Genomic DNA, 17,855 nt, shown 5'->3' on the forward strand with positions numbered 1-17,855 from the left:
TAAAATAAGAGCAGATCTCTGAAGCATTCTGCTCTTGTTTACGCTGCGTTTTAATTTTTATTAATTTTTAATTTGTATGGCTTCATCTCCAACAATTTCCGAGTCTTCATCCGTGCCCGCGCCGGGAGCCTCCGCTATCCCCACCTGGCAGGTCAAGCTGCTTTACGATGGCGAGTGCCCGCTTTGCGTGAAAGAAGTCAACTTTTTGCGGGCAAAAGATGCAGGGCGTGGTCTGGTGGAATTTGTAGACATTGCCGCAGCGGACTACGACCCAGCGCAGCATGGCGGCGTGGACTTTGAAACGGCTATGGGGCGGATTCACGCAGTCCTGGCAGACGGCAGCGTGATTAAAAACGTGGAAGTGTTTCGCCGAATCTATGAAGTGCTGGGCATGGGCTGGGTTTATGCCATTACCAGAGTGCCTGTGGTTGGGGCGATCGCCGACTGGCTGTACGGCATCTGGGCTGCATGGCGCTTGCGGCTGACGGGTCGCCCAGATTTGGCGGAACTGGTGCGCCAGCGGCAAGAACGGCTGGCGTGCAACGAGGGCGATCGCTGCCAGGTCTAGTGCCAGGTCTAGCTACCATGCTCCTCCCAGGCCAGCACCAGCAGCGCATTGACAATGGCAGCGGCCACGGAGGAACCCCCCTTGCGCCCCTCTACCCGAATCTGGGGGAGCGGAGTTTGGGCGAGGGTCGCCTTGGCTTCTAGCACCGAGATAAAGCCGACGGGTGCGCCAATGACCAGGGCGGGCTGCACGGTCGCCATTGGTGCAGCTTGGCAGAGGGCAAGCAGCGCCGTTGGAGCATTGCCGATGGCGTATATCGCATCTGGATATTGCTCCCAACAGCGCAGCATCCCCGTTTCTGTGAGGGTCTTTCCGGGCAAAGCGGCACCAGCCGCCTCTACAGCCGTCACGATTGGGTTGCAAAACGTCTTGGCGACCATTGTGGCGATGCCCTGACGCACCATGCTCACATCTACCACAATCGGGGTCTGGCGCTGCAAAGCGGCGATCGCCCCCAAAATTGCCCCCTCACTAAACCGCAGCAAATCTTTAAACTCAAAATCCGCCGTGCCATGAATCACCCGACGGGCGATCGCATATTCCGCCGGGTCGAAGCTGTGGGGCCCTATTTCCCGGTCGATGACCGCAAAACTCTGCTCCACAATGGGATGATTTAGCGGGGACGGAGAAGGCTCAAGGCTCATCCTTCATCCTTTCAAACATCCTTCATCCTTTCAAAAACTGATGACAAATCAAAAACTCATTACAAACTCACGGCTGCCCAGTCTGGCTCTCGATAGTAGCGCGTCATGTCGTCAAACTTCCGCAGTTCAGCGCGGTGAACCCAGAGCGGCTGCGGATCGGTCGCGTCGAGCCATTCATGATTAATCTTGCTGAGGCGATCGCTCAGGGCTTCACGGTCGAGCGCATCGGGCAAACTGCCAAAATAGCCCAGCGTGACGTGAGCCGTCAGATGATACTGCTGCTCGATGCCCAGCGCGATCAGGTCGTGGTCTTGATAAATCAAGCGGCGCAGCGCCACTACTCGCTGGTAGGATGCTTCATCTTTGGGCAGCAGACACACGCCCACGGCACGAGGCATGACGATCAGCCCCAACACCTGCCAATAAACAGGATGGCTGCCGTCGATGGAGGTCTGGAACTGCTCAAACAGGACGCGGAGGCGATCGCGCAATTTTGGCTCGAACTCGGCATCTTCCTCAACCGCATGGTGAAAGGCACTATCCCAGATCAGATCCGCCAGCGTCATGTGAAAGCTGTCGGGCGGCACAGGCACCAGCAGCCCCGGCTCAAGCTGCTGCAACACCTGCTGCTGAAGCGCCTGCAATTGTTCATAAAATACGCCGTTTTCCGTCTCATCGACCCAGGGCGGCGTGATGACGCTGTAACCAGGGAACGGCGACGGCTGCACCTGTCCGTCCTTTAGCGAAAACTTGGGAGAGGATTGAATGTGCTGCACCTGGGTCTTGCGAGCTTCGGGCAGCGTCATCCGGGCAATCCGGTTAATGTGAATCTGAAAAGTCTCGTCCAACGCTCAATCGCCTCGTTTACTAAACGGTGTTGCCGATCGGTAACTGACCAAGGAATACCAAATAACTACTAACGTAAAACAGATGTATAGAACCGATAGAACCCATCGCGAGAGCCTTAGCTCTGCCTGAAGTCAGGAATATAGGGCTGGATACTGCACCAAAACCGCATTGGACAATTCACAGGAACCCTATATCCGCAAATATCTCTGCAAATATTTCTGCAAGTATCTCAACAAATATCCTCTTCAAGAACAGTTCAGGAATCCGTGACTTGGGGGCATTTTCTTAATGTAGCGGGAAATGAGGCAGGGAGGATAATCTTGCAGGGCGATCGCCCGCCTAAGAATTGCTCCAGACCCGCCTCAGACCCATCCTGAAAGCGCTAATTAACCCGGCCGCCCCCCCCCAAAACGCCGCGCCTGCCAGAGCGCTCCATAAACGCTACATAAGCGCTACATAAACCGGGTCATCTGTACCCGATAGCGATCCTTCTTCGTAACGGCGATTTCTCCCACCTCCAGTCGCCCTTTGCCGCGAATCGCCACCAGATCGCCCGACTTGAGTGGGTGGCTGGGCTGGGTAATTTCTTTCCAGTTCACCCGCACGTCGCCCGCGTTGATCAGATCCACCATTTTGCTGCGCGACATGCCAAAGCCTGCCGAGGCGATCGCATCCAGCCGCAGCGACGCTTCTACGGTGGTGATTTCTTTTTTCTTGGGTTCGCGGACTTTTAGCTCAGCAAAGTCTAGTCGGCGCGTTTTCACAGGCACCGAGCGCACCTGCGTCAGCCCCATTTCCAAAAACTCCACCAAGTCGGGGACGACCACCGCCTGCGCCCCGCGTTCGCCCAGCACCAGAATATCGCCCACCTTTTCGCGCACGATGCCCGTGCCCAACAGCGCCCCCAAGAAATCGCGGTGGGTCGCCGGGTCAAACAAGAAGTTGCCGTTAATATCCAGCGCCGCCAGCGCCACCTGGCTTTCGTCGAGGGGAATTTCGGGACGGGCGATCGCCACGCGCTGTCGCTCGGCCTGCGGATAGCCGCCCCACGCCAGCAGATGCACCTCCGCCAAGCGCCCCAGTATTTGCCGCGCCTCGGCCAGTTCTGGGGGAGACAGAAAATCCGTACACACCACCTCCCAGGTCTTGATCGCCTGCTCCGCCTGATCCAGTACGCGCACCGCTACTTCGCGGTTTTCGATTCCCTTCAGCAATTCGTCTCTGGGCAACATAGGCAGGCAGCGAGGAGGACGGGGCAAACGCCCTAAAGCTTCATTCTATCGGGGGATGATGGAGGCAGGGAAAGGGGCGATCGCTCGGCTTGGAGAGATTTTGGATTTTGGATTTTGGATTGCCAGTCAACTGGTTTCAAGGCTTCTGTCAATTTCATTCGTCGCGCCACACAGGAGAATTGATCGTGCAGCAGAGAGAATAAACTGCTGTTTATGCATATATTTCTGCATAGCAGCTTGACGTAAAACGCTCCCATCACTCCCCCAATCTGTTGCGGAAATTGGGGGATGTATTGAAGTAATAAATCACAGCAGGCGGCCCGCTGAAAAATTGCGTCTAGCCCACGCTGTTGGAGCGACTAAGGCATTAACACAACGAACAAATTTCGTCGTAACAAAGACCTTCGCATTCGTTTACACTACTTTACGAAGTTTTATCCACAGTTAAATTAGTGCTTCTGTACGATGAAAAGGTTGAGCTTGTGTACACAAGTATGAAATTTCAGTCCATGGTGCCCATGCTGGCGGTCGCCGATGTCGGTCGCAGCATCCATTTCTATACGCAAACGCTCGGATTTCAGTTGATGGGTCTGCTGGAAAATGGCGGCAAGCCCTTTTGGGCCCGCTTTAAGGCAGATGAGGATGTGGAGCTAATGGTGACGACTCGCGATGCGAATGACGACCGCGCAGAGGGCGAGTTTCGGGATGTGGTGCTTTATTTCTACCCAGAGAGCGTGGAGCGAGTCCGCGCCCACCTGATCGACAGCGGCATGGTGGTCGGCAAAACGGTGGTCACGTTTTATGGCATGAACGAGATTCGCATTACCGATCCGGACGGCTACGAACTGTGTTTTGGCGAAAATGCCCAACTCCAAGAAGCCTGAATTCGGGATTGGGCTGCAACCCATCTGCAACCAATTTTTGCCCAAGTTATAATTCGCGTCTGAAATTCATCCCCCTTTGATCAAGCGCCTTCATATCAACCTTTCATCAGCCTTTGAAAAGGCAACATTTTGAGAGTTATCATCCAAAAGTTTTCACAAGAGTTGCCACGTTTTTTGTTAACCTCTTAAGCTTGAAGCCATCTAAGCGAATTCAAGCTTTAGTTTGAAAGCCCCTTTTCCTTTGAAAGCCCCCACTTAAAAACTCCCACTTGAAATCCCCCACTTGAAATTCCTACAACCGTTCTCGCGAAAGACATAAAAAATTCTTAAATGTATTTTCTTAAACGCATTTCTGTCTTCCTGCAAAACGTTATGTAATTCCTCATTCTGATGGGAGTTCTCACGCTACTCACCGACTTTGGGCTGACGGATACCTACGTTGGGGTGATGAAAGGGGCGATCGCCCAAATTAACCCCACGCTGACGGTCATTGACCTAACGCATCACATCCCGCCGCAGGACATCGCCGCCGCTCGCTTTCATCTGATGACGGCCTACCCGTATTTTCCGGCGGACACGGTGCATGTGGCAGTGGTTGATCCGGGGGTGGGTGGACAGCGGCGGGCGATCGCGCTTCAGTTGTCAGACGGCTATCTCGTCGGGCCAGACAATGGCCTGTTTGGCGGTGTGCTGGCGCATCGTCCCGTGCTGGCAGCGGTAGAACTCTCCAATCCCGCCTATTGGCGTGTGCCCAGCCCCAGCGCCACCTTTCACGGCCGCGATGTGTTTGCCCCCGTGGGCGCTCACCTGGCAAGCGGTGTGGCCTTGGCAGAACTGGGACGGGCGATCGCCCCCGATTCGCTAATTCAACTCGACCTGCCGCCCTGGAACCGAGAGGGCCAAGTTCTGACAGGACATATCCAGGCAATCGACCATTTTGGTAACGCCATCACCACGATTCCCGGCTCTGCGGTGTTGGGATGCATCTGGAATCTGCGCGTGTGGAATCTGCGCGTGGGCGTTGCCGCTAGTCTTGCGGAGCAATATGGCCCGATTCCTGGCTGCAAAACCTATGCCGACTCGGCCCCCGGTAGCCTGCTGGCGCTGATTGGCAGCCACGGCTATGTCGAGATTGCCTGCAACCAGGGCAATGCTCAACAGCAGTTGGGATTAGCGGTTGGAGATGCCGTCCAGATCGTTTTGGGCCAGTTGGGCTAGAGTCTGGGGCGATCGCCCGCGAGAGCGTTTTCCTTGCTTTTTCCCTATCGCCAGCGCAGATAAGGCACGCCCCGATAGGTCAGCCGCATGGCGGTGTCCGGTGCTGTTGTCGGCGTTGCTGTTCCTTCTTGAACCGATGCGCCAGTTTGCAAGTCCGGATGGCTTGCGGTTTCGCCCAAACGAGCCGAAGAAACGCGGGCACTCCAGCGAGCGATATTGCGCCGCGAGGCCAGCGCCAATGCCCACAGCACCAGCCCCACCAGCGTCACTGCTGACCATTGCAGCACATCATCCATTCCAAAACGCTCCCCAGCCCTGCATACAAAAATTCCCCCGCCCAGCAGACAGAGGAATTTTGATTGAAAATTGCTTAAAAGTTCCCCACAACGCCGTCTTACCTCAGTTTTTGACCTGGATAAATCCAGGTGGGACTCTCGGCCTCGATTTAAAGTTTCTGAGTACACGCTTGTTGCCAAGACAGGCTCAGTCTACTGCCATCGAGACATCACGACTCCCGTTTAGTCGAAGCATAGATCATAAAACGTTATTGGCAGTCACCAACGCCGCAGTAGAACTAAGCCCCATTGTAGCGACATTCGACACGCCGCTGGCAAGACGGAAAACCGAAACTCTACCTGTGGGCTGAGTTCTTTGGGCTGAGCTTTGGGGCTGAGTTTTGTAAATTACGGGCTTTTCTTGAGTAGCAACGCCTCTAGCCCCATACCGCTAGGGCAGTGCCTTCTAAATTCTTAACCCCGCCCTTAACCCTGCTCTTAACCCCGATTTACCTGGCTGCCGTGGCTACGTGGGTCGTCGGGCGTAGCTTTGGCCGCGGCAGTGTTCACTTTAGAAACCTGACCGCTGGCAGGCGCGTAGGGCAGGGGGGTATTGTTCGACAGCGCCTCCAGGTTCGCAGCCATCACGGCGCGGGGCTGTTCGCCGATGATGCTGGCGATCGCCTCTCCCTGCCGATCTAAATACACAAAATGGGGAATGCCATCGACTCGGTAGGCCAGCATCTCTGGCAGCCAGCGGTCGTTGTCTACATTCAGCATGACAAAATTGACGCGATCGCCATACTCTTCTTTCAGTTCGCCCAGGTCTTGCGCCATCGCCTGACAGCTTGTACACCAGTTGGCATAAAACTCCATCAGCGTGGGTTTGTCATTGGCCAGCGCTTCCTCCAGGGGCACCGCAGATTCGGCCAACAGCGCCAAGTTGCCCGATCCGTTGGAAGATTGCAAGCCGAAGAAGATCGAGGTGCTGAGGGCGATCGCCACCATTGCAATCAGGAAATTCCGAATGCGGGCAGCATTTCCCGGCTCAGACGGCGGCAGGGGGGAGGCGGGTTTGGGAGATTGGGCGGTCATAGTGGGTTGGAGAAGATTAGCGATTTTGGATTTTGAGTTTTGGATTTTGGATCGCGGGTCTAACCTGCTAGGTTCAGGCGGTGTCAATCGCGTTTCTTCTATCCTACCCTCAGGGCTGCGATCGCCCAGATCACCAGTCGCGGGCTTTGGTGGCGACCAGCACGCCCATCATCCCTCCGGCGATCGCGTGGTGTTCGGCGTAGGGGAACCCGGCTTGTTTCGCCAGGCGCACTTGCTCCGGCCCCTGGGGAAACCGCTCCAGGCTGGGAAAGATGTAGGCATACTCATCCTTCATGCCCAGTCGGGCGGCAGTGGGCACGACGAGCGTATCCAGATACCACTGCTGGAAGGCTTGCAGATGGGGAGAGTCGGGGCGGTGAAAGTCGAGAATGGCGACCGACGCACCCGGTTTGAGGACGCGATGCAGTTCCGCCAGCGCTTTGGGAATATCCACCACGTTCCGCAGGCCGTAGCCCATCGTCGCCGCGTCAAACTCGTTGTCACCAAAGGGCAAATTCAGTGCGTCGCCTTCGACCCAGGTAACGTTGAGGGGAATGGTCGATTGGGCGGTGCGTTCCTGGGCGATCGCCAACTGGTTTGCCGAAAAATCTAGCCCCACAACTTCGCCAGTCGCGCCCGCCCGCCACGCCAGCAGCCGCGCCAGATCGCCACTGCCACAGCACACATCCAAACAGCGATCGCCCGGTTTTGCGCCGCTCCAGCCGACGGTCATACGCTTCCAGACTCGATGAAACATCAGGCTCAGCCCATCGTTCAGCAAGTCATAAACGGGCGCGATGCGGTTAAAGATGGCTTGAATTTCGGAAGATTGAGAGTTGGAAGATTGAGACACAGCGAAGGGAGGTTACGAGAGACGGTGAACCGGGTATCCGTCGTTTGGGATTGAGCGACTGGGTTGACTGGCTAGGTTGACTGGCTAGGTTGACTGGCTAGGTTGGCTGGCTAGGTTGGCTGATTGGGTTGGCTTGCTGAGTTGGCGGACTGGGTTAGCTTGTTGAGTTAGCTGATTGGGTTAGTGTGCAGGCCTATTCTTCGGGCACTTCACCGCCGACGACGATATTGCGAATGCGGAGACTGGGGCCGCCGCAGCCCACGGGTAGCCCGCTCTGACCGCCCTTGCCGCAGCCGCCCGACTCGTCCCACAGAAAATCGTCGGCGATCGCCTCAATATCCGCCAGCGTAGTGAATACGTTGCCCGATAGCGTCACATCGCGCACGGGTTCCGCCAGTTCCCCATTGCGGATCATCCAGGCTTCGCCTGCGGTAAAGGTAAACATTTCGCCGTTGGTCATGCCGCCAATCCAGTTGCGGGCGTAGACCCCTTCCTGGATATCGGCACAGAGGTCGGCGACGGGCGTAGTGCCAGGGGCGATCCAGGTGTTGGTCATGCGGACGATGGGCGGATAGTGATAGTCCAGACAGCGGGCGTTTCCAGTAGCCGCTTCACCCAGCTTGCCCGCCGTTTCGCGGGAGTGCAGCCGCCCCACCAGCACGCCGTCCTGAATCAATTGCGTCGTGGTCGCAGGCACGCCCTCATCGTCGTAGGCATAGCTGCCGCGATGTCCCTCTGGGGCCGCGCCGTCAAAAATTTGCAGCTCTGGCGAGCCAAACCGTCGCCCCAGCGTCATCACTTCCATTAGATCGGGGTTTTCGTAGGTCATGTCGGCTTCCGACAGATGCCCAAACGCCTCATGCACAAACAGCCCCGTCAGGATGGGATCAATGACGACGGTATAGGTATTGCCCTTGACAGGGGGCAGCGAAAGGGCGTGAACGGCCCGCTGGGCTGCGCCGCGCACCTGTTCATCCAGGTTTTCCAGGTCTTCATAGCCCTTGCGGGAACCTGTGGTTTCGCGACCTGTTTGCACGGTTTCGCCGTTCCGGGCGGTGGCGGCGAAGCGCATTTCCATATCCGCCCAAGACTGCTCGATCAGCGTTCCGTCGGAGGTGGCCAGCAGCATGTGTTGAATGCTGTCGCCATAGCGGACGGAGGTGGTGGTAATGCGATCGTCTACGCTGCGAAGAATGTCGGCGTAGTGGCTACAGAGTTCCTTTTTGCGGGCGAGGGGGACATGGCGCGGGTCTGTGCCTGCCAGCACGAGGGGACGGATATCGCGGACAGGATCGACCGGGGCCAGCAGGGTTTCATCGTCGCCGACAAGCCGGGCCGCGGCGATCGCCTCTTCAATTCGCTCTACCAGCGTTTCCAGCCGATTGAAGCTGGCAAAGCCCCAGCCGCCCCGATAGCAAGCCCGCACTTGCCCGCCCACGGCAATGCCTTCACTGAGGGTTTCCACCTTGCCCCCCCGCAGCAAAATGTCGGTGGCTTCCGATTCTTCTAGCCGAATCGAAAGATAGTCCACGCGGGGACTGTAGCGGGCGATCAGGTCGCTCAGCAGGTTTTGGGCATCGGGGAGACGGAGAGACATAGGAATGGAAGGTGAGGGGCTGGGGGTTGGAGGAGTGCTAGCACGCCTTACCTTGCAGCATAACTCGGACTGAGTTCGGTGTACCGATTTTGGATTAGGACTTCCGCAGTTGGATGATTTCTCGCGGGCGCAGGCCGCGAGAAATCATCCAAAACCTAGAACACTTATCGCAAGTGCGTAAGTCCTGTGGATTTTGGATTGCGCTTGGATTGCGCTTGGACTGTGCTTGGATTGCCAGTCCAATGCTTGAATTCTGCTACAAAAGCTAAACCCCGATTGACACGAGCAGGCAATCGGGGTTAAGAGGAGATCGGGAGATTGTTGGTAGAGCGTGGGTAGACCGTGTTGCAGGGTGCAGTGAGGCGTAGTCGTAACGCATCACCCTACAAAGCGTTGATGCAATACGCTGACGCGAAACACAGCCTCCGAGAATTGCAACGCGGCTCTACCACAAACCAGGAATGGGCGCAGGGGCAGGGGCGGGGGCGGGCGCAGGAGCGGGCGCAGGACGTGGGACGGGCTGTACCTGGGTTTGCTGCACCAGCGTCGGTCGGTTAAAGCGGGGCACGTTGGCGGGGCGAGTGGTCACTTCGACTTCGCTCACTTCGATCACCTCGGCAACCCCAATCAGGCGGGCCCGGCATCGGCTGGAATTGGTGCCACCTTGGATGTCAACCGAAGCAGATTCGAGATCGTTGCTAGCTGAGAGGGTATGGATACCGTCACTGTAGGTGTTGCTGCCTGTTTGAGACAGTTCGATGATTTCACCATAGATGCCGTCTGTAACGGGATCGACGAAGGCAATCCGAGCGCGATCGCTGTAGTATTCTGCTCGGAAGCTCTGCCCTCTAGCACAGTCGTAGCGAACGGTGGTGACGGTTTCCGCCTGAGCAGGCACAGCGGCGATCGCTGCCAGGGTCAATATTGAAAAACCAGTACCGATCAAATGTTTTTTCATGAGGCTCACACCTAGAGTTTCAAGGAATTCCAAGGAACGTCTACAAGTCACGTTTGGGTAACGTCTTGGTTACGTTTCATGGGTCACGTTTCGTGGGTCATGTTTCAATGAGACGGTCGATGCTTGGCCAACTCAATGAACTAGCCTGTCCCCCTGAGGCAATCCGGCAAGCTCGAACGGGCTGCATTGCTGCTGCATTAATGCTGCATTGATGTCGCATTGATTTAATGCCACCTTTGCAATTAAATTCCCTCTATGCAGCTAGCCGCTTGTCTGATGAAGCTTGCAGAACAATACCGGATGATTATAGAAGAGATGTCTTGTTTCGCAACCCTGTGCTGAAATTCTGTCGTAATTCTTAAGTAGACGGCGGTTGGCTGGGGGTTATGGGGTGCGATCGCCCATTTCCGTTTCCCTATCTACGATCTCTGCGCGATGATCTCTGCGCGATTCCTGAAAGCCTGGAATTCTGGAATCTCTGGAATCTGTAGACGCAACGATCGGCTTTGCAGGCTTTTCGGGCGATTGCCCTGCTAGTTCGGTAGGATAGAGAACGGAAGCGATGCAGCGCAAAACCCTAAGCGCGATGCCGTTCAGAACAATGCCGTTCAGAACAATGCCGTTCAGAGCAATGCCGTTCAGAACAATGCCGTTCAGAGCGATGCCGTTCAGAACAATGCCGTTCAGAACAATAGTCTGAACCGCTGTTTCCACCACTTGAGAGCAAATTGGCGAATTCAACGCTGTCTTTGCTTCCATCTGTGGGTCGTCTGGGTCGTCCTTTTGCTCACTGGCATCTGTCTTGCTGGAGCTTGTTGGATCTGTGTTGGAGAGGTTTGCTGAATGAATCTGGTTTCACTCCAGGGCTGGCTGGATAATGCCGCCTTTGCGGTGCTGTTTGTGACGATGCTGGTGTATTGGGCAGGCGCGGCGTTTCCCACCGTGCCCTACCTGCAAACGGCGGGAACGACGGGGATGGCGATCGCCAATCTCTGCATCGCGGGGCTATTAGGCGCTCGCTGGATCGAGGGCGGCTATTTTCCCCTCAGCAATCTTTACGAATCGCTGTTTTTCGTTGCCTGGGGCATTACTGCGATGCACCTGCTGGCGGAAAACATGAGCCGCAGCCGTCTAGTGGGAGCCGTCACCGCGCCCGTGGCGATGGGCATTGCGGCCTTTGCGGCGCTGTCTCTGCCCGATGCCATGCAGCATTCCGAGCCGCTGGTACCTGCGCTCAAGTCCAACTGGCTGATGATGCATGTCAGCGTCATGCTGCTGAGCTACGCTGCGCTGATGGTGGGAGCGTTGATGGCGATCGCCTTTTTGATTGTGACGCGGGGGCAGGAGGTCGAGTTACGCGGCAGTTCTGTGGGCACGGGGGGCTTCCGGGATGCCCGCTATCGCATCAAGCGGGCAGGCCAGGCGGTGGACACCCTGGAGCCACTTACCGCCAGCACTGGCAACACCGCTGTCTTGGAAACTGCGCCTGCCGTTGCCGCCGCGCCCCTGTCGCCCCAGCGCCTCAGCCTAGCCGACACCCTCGACAATATCAGCTATCGCATCATTGGGCTGGGCTTCCCGCTACTCACCATCGGCATCATCGCCGGAGCCGTCTGGGCCAACGAAGCCTGGGGTTCCTACTGGAGTTGGGACCCCAAAGAAACCTGGGCGCTGATTACTTGGCTGGTCTTTGCGGCCTATCTCCATGCCCGCATCACACGCGGCTGGCAGGGTCGTCGTCCGGCGATCCTGGCGGCATCGGGCTTTTTGGTGGTGTGGGTGTGCTACCTTGGCGTGAACCTGCTGGGCAAGGGGCTACACAGCTACGGCTGGTTTCTGTAGCAAGCCCCCTGCCAGACGAGTCCATCTGCCAAACCCTGCCCGCAAAGTCCTGCTAGCAAAGCCCCATAAGCAAAACCCCGTAAGCAAAACCCTGTAAGCAAAGTTCTATAGAAACTCCAAAACCTATGAATCAACTGCCAACGCCGCTGAGTGACGACGAAGTAATCTACATCAGCGTGGGACGAGTGCTGATGAGCAATCCCACGTTTAAGGTGGGCGAATTTTTGGACGCGCTGGCGCAGGCGGTCAGCGAGCAGCAGGGCGAATGGTCGGACGAGTGCGAAGACTGGTTTGGAGATGGCGCTCGCTGCGAAGTGCTGCGGTTTGGCAATCAGGGCTGGCAGCGCGGCCGCATCCGGATTCGCCTAGAGTTTTTCCCCGAAAACCAAAAGCTGCTCCAGGCAGAACGCCCCCGGCAAGAGCGCAGCGGCGGGCCGCGAGAACGGGCCGGTCGTCCCCCCCGCGACGAAATCTACAGCCGTCGGGATGAGGTGTACGAGGTGTATCGAGAGGACGATTATTAGAGAACTCAGGGGAATTCAGGGAAATTCCCGGCTCTGCTCCCTGCTAAACCCATGACTCCTTCCCCCTGGACACCGCTTCATGCTCAGTTGCACCGGGGCATCCGGCAGCGGCAGTTGTTTTGCAGGGGCGATCGCCTCTTGATGGCGGTGTCGGGCGGCCAAGACTCGCTGTGTCTGGCGCAACTGCTGCTGGACTTGCAGCCCAAGTGGGGGTGGGAACTGGCGATCGCCCACTGCAACCACCGCTGGCGACCGGATGCCGGGGCAAACGCCGACTATGTGCGATCGCTGGCGGAATCCTGGGGCGTTCCGGTGTTTATTGAAACGGCAGCAGATATTCCGGCGAGCGAGGCGGCGGCGCGGGCGTGGCGCTATGACGTGCTGGGGGCGATCGCCCGTGCCCACGGCTATTCCCGCGTTGCAACCGGCCACACGATGAGCGATCGCGCCGAAACGCTGCTGTATAACCTAGTGCGCGGCAGCGGAGCCGACGGACTGCAATCCCTTACCTGGCGGCGCGAACTGTGCCCCGGCGTGGCGCTGGTGCGGCCGCTGCTGGATGTGCGCCGGGTCGAAACCGCCGAGTTTTGCCAGTCGCGGGGCTTGCGCGTGTGGGAAGACAGCACCAATCAGGATTTGCGCCATCCCCGCAACCGCATCCGCCAGGACATCTTGCCCGCCTTGAAAGCGCACTTGAATCCCCAAGTAGAAGCGGCTCTGGCCCACACCGCCGAACTGCTCCGCGCCGACGTGGACTACCTGGAATCTGCCGCTGCCGATCTGCTGCATCGGGCACTCCCGCCCGCCGCCCCGCCAGACGAGCATCCCCAACTCCATCGACCCACGCTGCAAATTGCGCCCCTCGCTCTCCAGCGCCGCGCCCTGCGCCAATTTCTTGCCCGCCATCTGCCGGAAGCCCCCGGCTTTGAGCCAGTGGAAAAACTGCTGGCCCTGCTCGACGCACCCAACCGCAGCCAGACCGATCCGTTTCCTGGTGGGGCGATCGCCCGTGTCGCTGGAGACTGGATCGAACTCGTTGATCCTGCCAACCGCGCAAAGCAATAAACCGCAAAGAAATAAACAATTTCTCGCGGTTTAGATTGCGTATAATGCCGTAGAATCTGGCTGGGCTGGGCGCTGGTCTGCTGGGTGGAGCCTGGTTATGCCCGCATCCCCCTGACCCGCACTGCTGCCCGATGCCCCAATGCTTCTGATGATGCTGACGCTGCGATCGCCCACACCATGCAACTGACTCCCCAGGAAAAAGACAAACTCCTCATCTTTACTGCCGCCCTGCTGGCCGAGCGCCGCAAAGCCAAAGGTCTGAAGCTCAACTATCCCGAATCCGTTGCCTACATTTCCGCCGCCATCCTGGAAGGCGCACGGGAAGGGCGCACCGTCGCCGATCTGATGACCTACGGCACCACCCTCCTCAGCCGCAGCGACGTGATGGACGGCATTGCCGAAATGCTCCACGAAGTGCAGGTCGAAGCGACCTTCCCCGACGGGACGAAACTGGTGACCGTGCATGATCCGATTCGATAAGGCTCGATGAGGGTGAATGAAGTGGTGGCATCGCTTTACCGCTCTCATCCGTCGCGCCCTATTATCCCAACCCCACAACCCCTGCCCATGATTCCTGGCGAACTCTTCATCGAACCTGGCGACATCGAACTCAACGCGGGCCGTCCGACGGTGACGCTGATGGTGGCCAATACGGGCGATCGCCCCATCCAGGTCGGCTCCCATTTCCACTTTTTTGAGGTGAATGCAGCGCTCTCGTTTGACCGCAACCAGGCGCGGGGAATGCGGCTAGACATTCCCGCAGGAACGGCAGTGCGCTTTGAACCGGGCGACGAAAAAGAAGTGACGCTGGTGGCGCTGGTGGGCAGCCGTCAGGTCTATGGGCTAAATGCACAAATAAACGGGCCGCTGGATTAGAACGGCCCGCTTGTGCCCGGTCAAAATTGGGGCGAAACTGGGTCAAATATTGGGTCGAACCTGGGGCGAACCTGAGTCGAAATTGGGCTGAATTCGCCCGTTTCTGGATTAGCCCTTCAGCGCCCGTCTGAAGTTTTGCCGATAGGATGCATTGAACAGCATCACCGGCCAGAATAGCGTCAGCATCAGACGATTTTGGTTGAAATTCGTGCGGTTAAACCCGGTCCAGAATTTCCACGCGCCCCCGATGTAAATCACCAGCGCAAGAAACGTAAAAAGGCTCATCTTGACCTCTCAATAATGCTCAATGACTTAGGACGTTGAATGAACGAACGTAAACCTGGATTGCGCTTGACCTGAATTGCATCAACGCGATCCCTGCTAAGGATTACAACACCACAAGAAACCTTTTCTCCAGTCTAATTCGCGGCTTTGCGGTTGAAGCAGTTCGGTTTTACGGATATCCCAGAGATCAGGCAGGACGGGCGATCGCCCCACCCCAGTTTCCTCAATTTTCTGCGTGAACCCCAGCAACGTTCCCTAGCCCGGTGCAGCGCATCCCGGCGGCAACGGCTGAACATCCTGAAACCTCGATGGTTCGGGCAGGTTTGCCAGCAGAATCACTTCGCCCGTTGCGGTCTGCCGCCAGCCCCGCGCTTCTTGCAGCGGTCTGGACGCTACCGACAAGGCAGCATCCGATGGCTCTCGCAAGGTCAGCGGCGAGGTTCGGGAATCTGGGTCATCGGGCGGGGGCAAGACCGTTAGATTGGCGGTGTGTAAGCTGGCAGTGTCCAGATTAGCAGCATCCTGATTGGCAGCATCCTGACTAGCAGCATCCTGACTAGCAGCATCCTGATTATTGGCAGTGTCCTGATTGGCAGCATCCAGAGCCGCTGCCTGTGCAGGAGGACGGGCATGAATCGGTGCGTTCACGCTGCTGGCCGGCGCGGCCTCTGCCCAGGGAACCCGAACCGATGGGAGATCGAACGCATGATTGGGGCCAGGGGGCAGACCGCCGCGACCTGTGGCCACGAAGGCGCTGCGATCGGCGGCGATCGCCGAACTGGCCGCACACCGCTGGGCAATCAGCCGCGACGCATCCACGGGTGCAGCAGGCAACTCGGTTACGCCCTGCGTCGGATCGGTGCTAGGCGGCGTGGTAATGGTAATAGTACCGCTGTTGCCCCGCTCGGAGGTTGCCGTAATGTCGCTCTGGGGCGTGAGTTGCGGCTGCGGCAGAATGCCCGTAATGCCCCGGGTGAAAATATTGACCGCGCCACCATCGCCCGTAAAGGCATTGGCCGTGATGTCATTGTTCTCCGTCAGCACCGACAAGATGAAATCTGCCCGCAGCGTGATGTTGCCGCCATCGCCCCCCTGCCCTGCAATGCCCGCCGAAGTGCTGATCTGGCTGTTGCGCCGCAGCAAGAGATAGTCTTGCGCCGTCAGGCTCAGGTTGCCGCCCACGCCAGAGTTGGTATTGGCGACGATGTTGCCCTGGTTTTCTAGCGTTGCGGAGCGAGTCGCTAGGGTCAGATTTCCCGCTCCCAGCGCATTTGGGTTGGCATCAAAGCTGCCCGTGGCGATGTAGGCTCCGTCTCGCACTACGAGTTCCCCCGTGGCGATGGACAGGTCGCCCCCCCGTCCCGTCGCCCCCGGCGCAAAAATGTAAGGAGTTCCTGGTGTGCCGCCCGACTGACTAAAGATTCCTGCGGGCACAGCTCTCGTATCTGGCGTTGCCGGAGAGAGTCCCTGCACCTCGACCCGCTCACTCGCCCAAATGCTCAGGTTGCCTGCATCCGCAACGCCAAAGGTCGAGGTCTGAATCGTCGCGCCGTCTTGCACTCGCAGCCGTCGCGTTTGAATCTCGATCTGGCTGGGAATTGCGTCGGTGGGCTGAAAGGACTGGGAGCCAAAAATCGCTGCCGACAGCGTGCTGGGAACCGGCAAATTTAGATCACCCGCAAGATTACTCGCAAGATCGCCCGCAATCGGATTGCCCTGCCCATCGAGCGCTACGCCTGCAATGTTGATCTCATCGGCCAGGATTTGCAAACTTCCCGGACGGCCGTTGCCAATCGTGTCGAGGCTGATCTGCCCGCCGTCCAGCAGGTTAAGCTGCCCGGTCGTCAGCACGATGCGCCCGCCGTTGCCAGTCGCGCCGTCCTGCACCCGCACAAACACACCGCTGCTTTCCGGGCCGTCGCTGCCCACCACTGCCCCCAGGATTTGGATTTGACTCGTCGCCAGAAGGTCAATGCGTCCGGCTGGGCCGCTGCTTCGGGTATTGGCAAAAATCTGGGAGCCGTTGAGCAGAGTGAGGCGATCGCCCCGAATCGTGATGCGCCCGCCTGCCAAACTGCCCAGCGTGTCGGCGCTGATGTAGGATGCCTCATCCAGCCGAATCTCGCTGGCCCGCAGGCGGACTGTGCCGCCGCGATCGCCATTGGCGCTGATATCGGCAAAGCCCGTCAGGTGAATCTGCCCAAACGCCTGCACATTGGAATAATCCACCGACCAACCCTGTGCTATTGGAACCAGCTCGACCGTGCCCGCCTGGGCCACGCTGCCCAACTCGATGCGCCCGCCCGGTGCGGTGATTTCGCCGCCTGGAAAATCCAGATTGCCGCCGATCAGGGCGATCGCCCGATCCGGCAACACGCTTAGCCCAGCGTATCTAGATGTCCCGAAATAGCCCGTTCTCCGCAGCGCACGCGAAAAATTTGCCGCAAGACTAAACGAAGCATTCACAATTGGCGCAGGCGCGGGGCCAAATTGTAGCCCGGTGGGAATGCTGACGGTCAGCAGCGGCGACGCTTGCGGATTGCGGGCGCTGAACTGCGTGCCATCGGCAAAGCGAATTCGTTCGGCGGTGCTGAAAATGACGGAGCCGCCTACGTCCAGGCGAGCGTTTTCTCCAAATAAAATGCCGCTGGGGTTGATCAGAAAAAAATCGGCAGGGCTGATCTGCCCGTCGCTCTGCAACAGGCGGAGGATGCCGTTGATCTCCGAGGGAGTACCGCCCGTGACGCGGGTGATCAGCCGCTCTACAGTGTCCACATTGCGAAACGTCACCGTGCGATCGCCCGGTGAAAACCGCTCAAAGCTGTGGAACAGGTTGCCGCCCCGCTGCGTGCCGCCCGTAATCTCAAACTCGTTGCCCTGGCGCTGCACCTGGGTCGGTGTGGGCAGCGTGGTGTCGCCGCGCACCTGGGCAGTGGTGGGCAGGGCGGCACTGAGCCACAGCCCAAGGCACAGCCCAAGGCGAAGCGGCTGCACCGCAGAGGATTTCAGGAAAGAGAAGAAACGTGACATGATCCCCGGCACTGAATCCAGCCCTGTCAGGGCGGACGTTCCACACCATAGTATGGCAAG

19 protein-coding genes and 1 other RNA gene are annotated in these 17,855 nt (G+C 58.0%); 8 read left to right on the forward strand and 12 right to left on the reverse strand.

From position 1 onward, the window contains the following. The first annotated feature begins 76 nt into the window (after positions 1-76). The gene (locus tag HNI00_RS00105; RefSeq protein ID WP_316789592.1) at positions 77-568 is read left to right on the forward strand and encodes a thiol-disulfide oxidoreductase DCC family protein; all 492 of its coding nucleotides are present in this window, start codon (positions 77-79) and stop codon (positions 566-568) included. An 8-nt stretch (positions 569-576) separates the two neighbouring features. Here the strand turns inward: HNI00_RS00105 and HNI00_RS00110 are convergent, their stop codons facing one another. The 3 genes from HNI00_RS00110 to HNI00_RS00120 all read right to left on the reverse strand — a co-directional run bounded on the left by HNI00_RS00110 (position 577) and on the right by HNI00_RS00120 (position 3,293). Next, the gene (locus tag HNI00_RS00110) at positions 577-1,212 is read right to left on the reverse strand and encodes a cobalt-precorrin-8X methylmutase (RefSeq protein WP_316789594.1); all 636 of its coding nucleotides are present in this window, start codon (positions 1,210-1,212) and stop codon (positions 577-579) included. 59 nt (positions 1,213-1,271) lie between these two features. Then, a complete protein-coding gene (locus HNI00_RS00115) occupies positions 1,272-2,060 on the reverse strand; it encodes a hypothetical protein (protein ID WP_316789596.1) in 789 nt (262 codons plus the stop codon). A gap of 453 nt (positions 2,061-2,513) precedes the next feature. Further along, positions 2,514-3,293, reverse strand: a complete 780-nt coding sequence (locus HNI00_RS00120; protein WP_172357586.1) for a photosystem II electron transport protein, Sll1252 family — start codon at positions 3,291-3,293, stop codon at positions 2,514-2,516. A gap of 494 nt (positions 3,294-3,787) precedes the next feature. Between HNI00_RS00120 and HNI00_RS00125 the strand changes: the two genes are divergently transcribed. Both HNI00_RS00125 and HNI00_RS00130 read left to right on the forward strand, forming a co-directional pair. Then, a complete protein-coding gene (locus HNI00_RS00125; protein ID WP_068511313.1) occupies positions 3,788-4,177 on the forward strand; it encodes a VOC family protein in 390 nt (129 codons plus the stop codon). A gap of 390 nt (positions 4,178-4,567) precedes the next feature. Then, on the forward strand, positions 4,568-5,395 hold the full coding sequence (locus HNI00_RS00130) for an SAM hydrolase/SAM-dependent halogenase family protein (RefSeq protein WP_316789599.1): 828 nt from the start codon (positions 4,568-4,570) through the stop codon (positions 5,393-5,395). A gap of 44 nt (positions 5,396-5,439) precedes the next feature. On the opposite strand, the gene HNI00_RS00135 is transcribed toward HNI00_RS00130, so the two are convergent. From HNI00_RS00135 to HNI00_RS00165, 7 genes are all read right to left on the reverse strand, one after another. Beyond that, positions 5,440-5,691 (reverse strand): hypothetical protein, encoded by a 252-nt coding sequence (locus HNI00_RS00135; protein WP_316789601.1) that lies wholly within the window; start codon positions 5,689-5,691, stop codon positions 5,440-5,442. A gap of 78 nt (positions 5,692-5,769) precedes the next feature. Further along, a non-coding RNA gene (ssrS, locus tag HNI00_RS00140) (6S RNA) lies at positions 5,770-5,970 on the reverse strand. A gap of 198 nt (positions 5,971-6,168) precedes the next feature. Continuing rightward, positions 6,169-6,765 (reverse strand): thioredoxin family protein, encoded by a 597-nt coding sequence (locus HNI00_RS00145; RefSeq protein WP_172357554.1) that lies wholly within the window; start codon positions 6,763-6,765, stop codon positions 6,169-6,171. Between the two features lie 130 nt (positions 6,766-6,895). Further along, complete coding sequence (gene ubiE / locus HNI00_RS00150) at positions 6,896-7,618, reverse strand: bifunctional demethylmenaquinone methyltransferase/2-methoxy-6-polyprenyl-1,4-benzoquinol methylase UbiE (RefSeq protein ID WP_316789604.1); 723 nt, start codon at positions 7,616-7,618, stop codon at positions 6,896-6,898. 193 nt (positions 7,619-7,811) lie between these two features. After that, entirely contained in the window at positions 7,812-9,215 is a 1,404-nt protein-coding gene (locus tag HNI00_RS00155) for a TldD/PmbA family protein (protein WP_297075955.1), read from the reverse strand. Positions 9,216-9,660: 445 nt separating this feature from the next. Further along, a complete protein-coding gene (locus tag HNI00_RS00160; protein ID WP_316789608.1) occupies positions 9,661-10,173 on the reverse strand; it encodes a hypothetical protein in 513 nt (170 codons plus the stop codon). A gap of 384 nt (positions 10,174-10,557) precedes the next feature. Beyond that, positions 10,558-10,890 (reverse strand): hypothetical protein, encoded by a 333-nt coding sequence (locus HNI00_RS00165; protein WP_316789611.1) that lies wholly within the window; start codon positions 10,888-10,890, stop codon positions 10,558-10,560. Between the two features lie 126 nt (positions 10,891-11,016). Between HNI00_RS00165 and ccsB the strand changes: the two genes are divergently transcribed. From ccsB to HNI00_RS00190, 5 genes are all read left to right on the forward strand, one after another. Further along, positions 11,017-12,015 (forward strand): c-type cytochrome biogenesis protein CcsB, encoded by a 999-nt coding sequence (ccsB, locus tag HNI00_RS00170; protein ID WP_172357548.1) that lies wholly within the window; start codon positions 11,017-11,019, stop codon positions 12,013-12,015. A gap of 125 nt (positions 12,016-12,140) precedes the next feature. Beyond that, on the forward strand, positions 12,141-12,539 hold the full coding sequence (locus HNI00_RS00175; protein ID WP_172357546.1) for a KGK domain-containing protein: 399 nt from the start codon (positions 12,141-12,143) through the stop codon (positions 12,537-12,539). 51 nt (positions 12,540-12,590) lie between these two features. Then, positions 12,591-13,604: a tRNA lysidine(34) synthetase TilS gene (gene tilS / locus HNI00_RS00180; RefSeq protein ID WP_316789616.1), complete on the forward strand. Its 1,014-nt coding sequence runs from the start codon at positions 12,591-12,593 to the stop codon at positions 13,602-13,604. Between the two features lie 177 nt (positions 13,605-13,781). Beyond that, complete coding sequence (gene ureA, locus HNI00_RS00185) at positions 13,782-14,084, forward strand: urease subunit gamma (protein WP_068516556.1); 303 nt, start codon at positions 13,782-13,784, stop codon at positions 14,082-14,084. Between the two features lie 87 nt (positions 14,085-14,171). After that, entirely contained in the window at positions 14,172-14,480 is a 309-nt protein-coding gene (locus HNI00_RS00190; protein ID WP_172357542.1) for an urease subunit beta, read from the forward strand. Between the two features lie 108 nt (positions 14,481-14,588). Here the strand turns inward: HNI00_RS00190 and HNI00_RS00195 are convergent, their stop codons facing one another. After that, complete coding sequence (locus HNI00_RS00195) at positions 14,589-14,765, reverse strand: hypothetical protein (protein WP_172357540.1); 177 nt, start codon at positions 14,763-14,765, stop codon at positions 14,589-14,591. A gap of 255 nt (positions 14,766-15,020) precedes the next feature. Continuing rightward, on the reverse strand, positions 15,021-17,795 hold the full coding sequence (locus HNI00_RS00200; RefSeq protein ID WP_316789619.1) for a two-partner secretion domain-containing protein: 2,775 nt from the start codon (positions 17,793-17,795) through the stop codon (positions 15,021-15,023). Positions 17,796-17,855: the final 60 nt, after the last annotated feature.

It is taken from the genome of Thermoleptolyngbya oregonensis NK1-22 (assembly GCF_032705245.1).
Classification (GTDB): Bacteria; Cyanobacteriota; Cyanobacteriia; order Elainellales; family Elainellaceae; genus Thermoleptolyngbya; species Thermoleptolyngbya sichuanensis.

Excerpts from the sequence above, each read along its gene's own strand:
- HNI00_RS00105 (WP_316789592.1), top strand. The coding sequence starts at position 77 with ATGGCTTCATCTCCAACAATTTCCGAGTCTTCATCCGTGCCCGCGCCG.
- HNI00_RS00110 (WP_316789594.1), bottom strand. The coding sequence starts at position 1,212 with ATGAGCCTTGAGCCTTCTCCGTCCCCGCTAAATCATCCCATTGTGGAG.
- HNI00_RS00120 (WP_172357586.1), bottom strand. The coding sequence starts at position 3,293 with ATGTTGCCCAGAGACGAATTGCTGAAGGGAATCGAAAACCGCGAAGTA.
- HNI00_RS00125 (WP_068511313.1), top strand. The coding sequence starts at position 3,788 with ATGAAATTTCAGTCCATGGTGCCCATGCTGGCGGTCGCCGATGTCGGT.
- HNI00_RS00130 (WP_316789599.1), top strand. The coding sequence starts at position 4,568 with ATGGGAGTTCTCACGCTACTCACCGACTTTGGGCTGACGGATACCTAC.
- HNI00_RS00135 (WP_316789601.1), bottom strand. The coding sequence starts at position 5,691 with ATGGATGATGTGCTGCAATGGTCAGCAGTGACGCTGGTGGGGCTGGTG.
- HNI00_RS00145 (WP_172357554.1), bottom strand. The coding sequence starts at position 6,765 with ATGACCGCCCAATCTCCCAAACCCGCCTCCCCCCTGCCGCCGTCTGAG.
- HNI00_RS00155 (WP_297075955.1), bottom strand. The coding sequence starts at position 9,215 with ATGTCTCTCCGTCTCCCCGATGCCCAAAACCTGCTGAGCGACCTGATC.
- HNI00_RS00160 (WP_316789608.1), bottom strand. The coding sequence starts at position 10,173 with ATGAAAAAACATTTGATCGGTACTGGTTTTTCAATATTGACCCTGGCA.
- ccsB (WP_172357548.1), top strand. The coding sequence starts at position 11,017 with ATGAATCTGGTTTCACTCCAGGGCTGGCTGGATAATGCCGCCTTTGCG.
- HNI00_RS00175 (WP_172357546.1), top strand. The coding sequence starts at position 12,141 with ATGAATCAACTGCCAACGCCGCTGAGTGACGACGAAGTAATCTACATC.
- tilS (WP_316789616.1), top strand. The coding sequence starts at position 12,591 with ATGACTCCTTCCCCCTGGACACCGCTTCATGCTCAGTTGCACCGGGGC.
- ureA (WP_068516556.1), top strand. The coding sequence starts at position 13,782 with ATGCAACTGACTCCCCAGGAAAAAGACAAACTCCTCATCTTTACTGCC.
- HNI00_RS00190 (WP_172357542.1), top strand. The coding sequence starts at position 14,172 with ATGATTCCTGGCGAACTCTTCATCGAACCTGGCGACATCGAACTCAAC.
- HNI00_RS00195 (WP_172357540.1), bottom strand. The coding sequence starts at position 14,765 with ATGAGCCTTTTTACGTTTCTTGCGCTGGTGATTTACATCGGGGGCGCG.
- HNI00_RS00200 (WP_316789619.1), bottom strand. The coding sequence starts at position 17,795 with ATGTCACGTTTCTTCTCTTTCCTGAAATCCTCTGCGGTGCAGCCGCTT.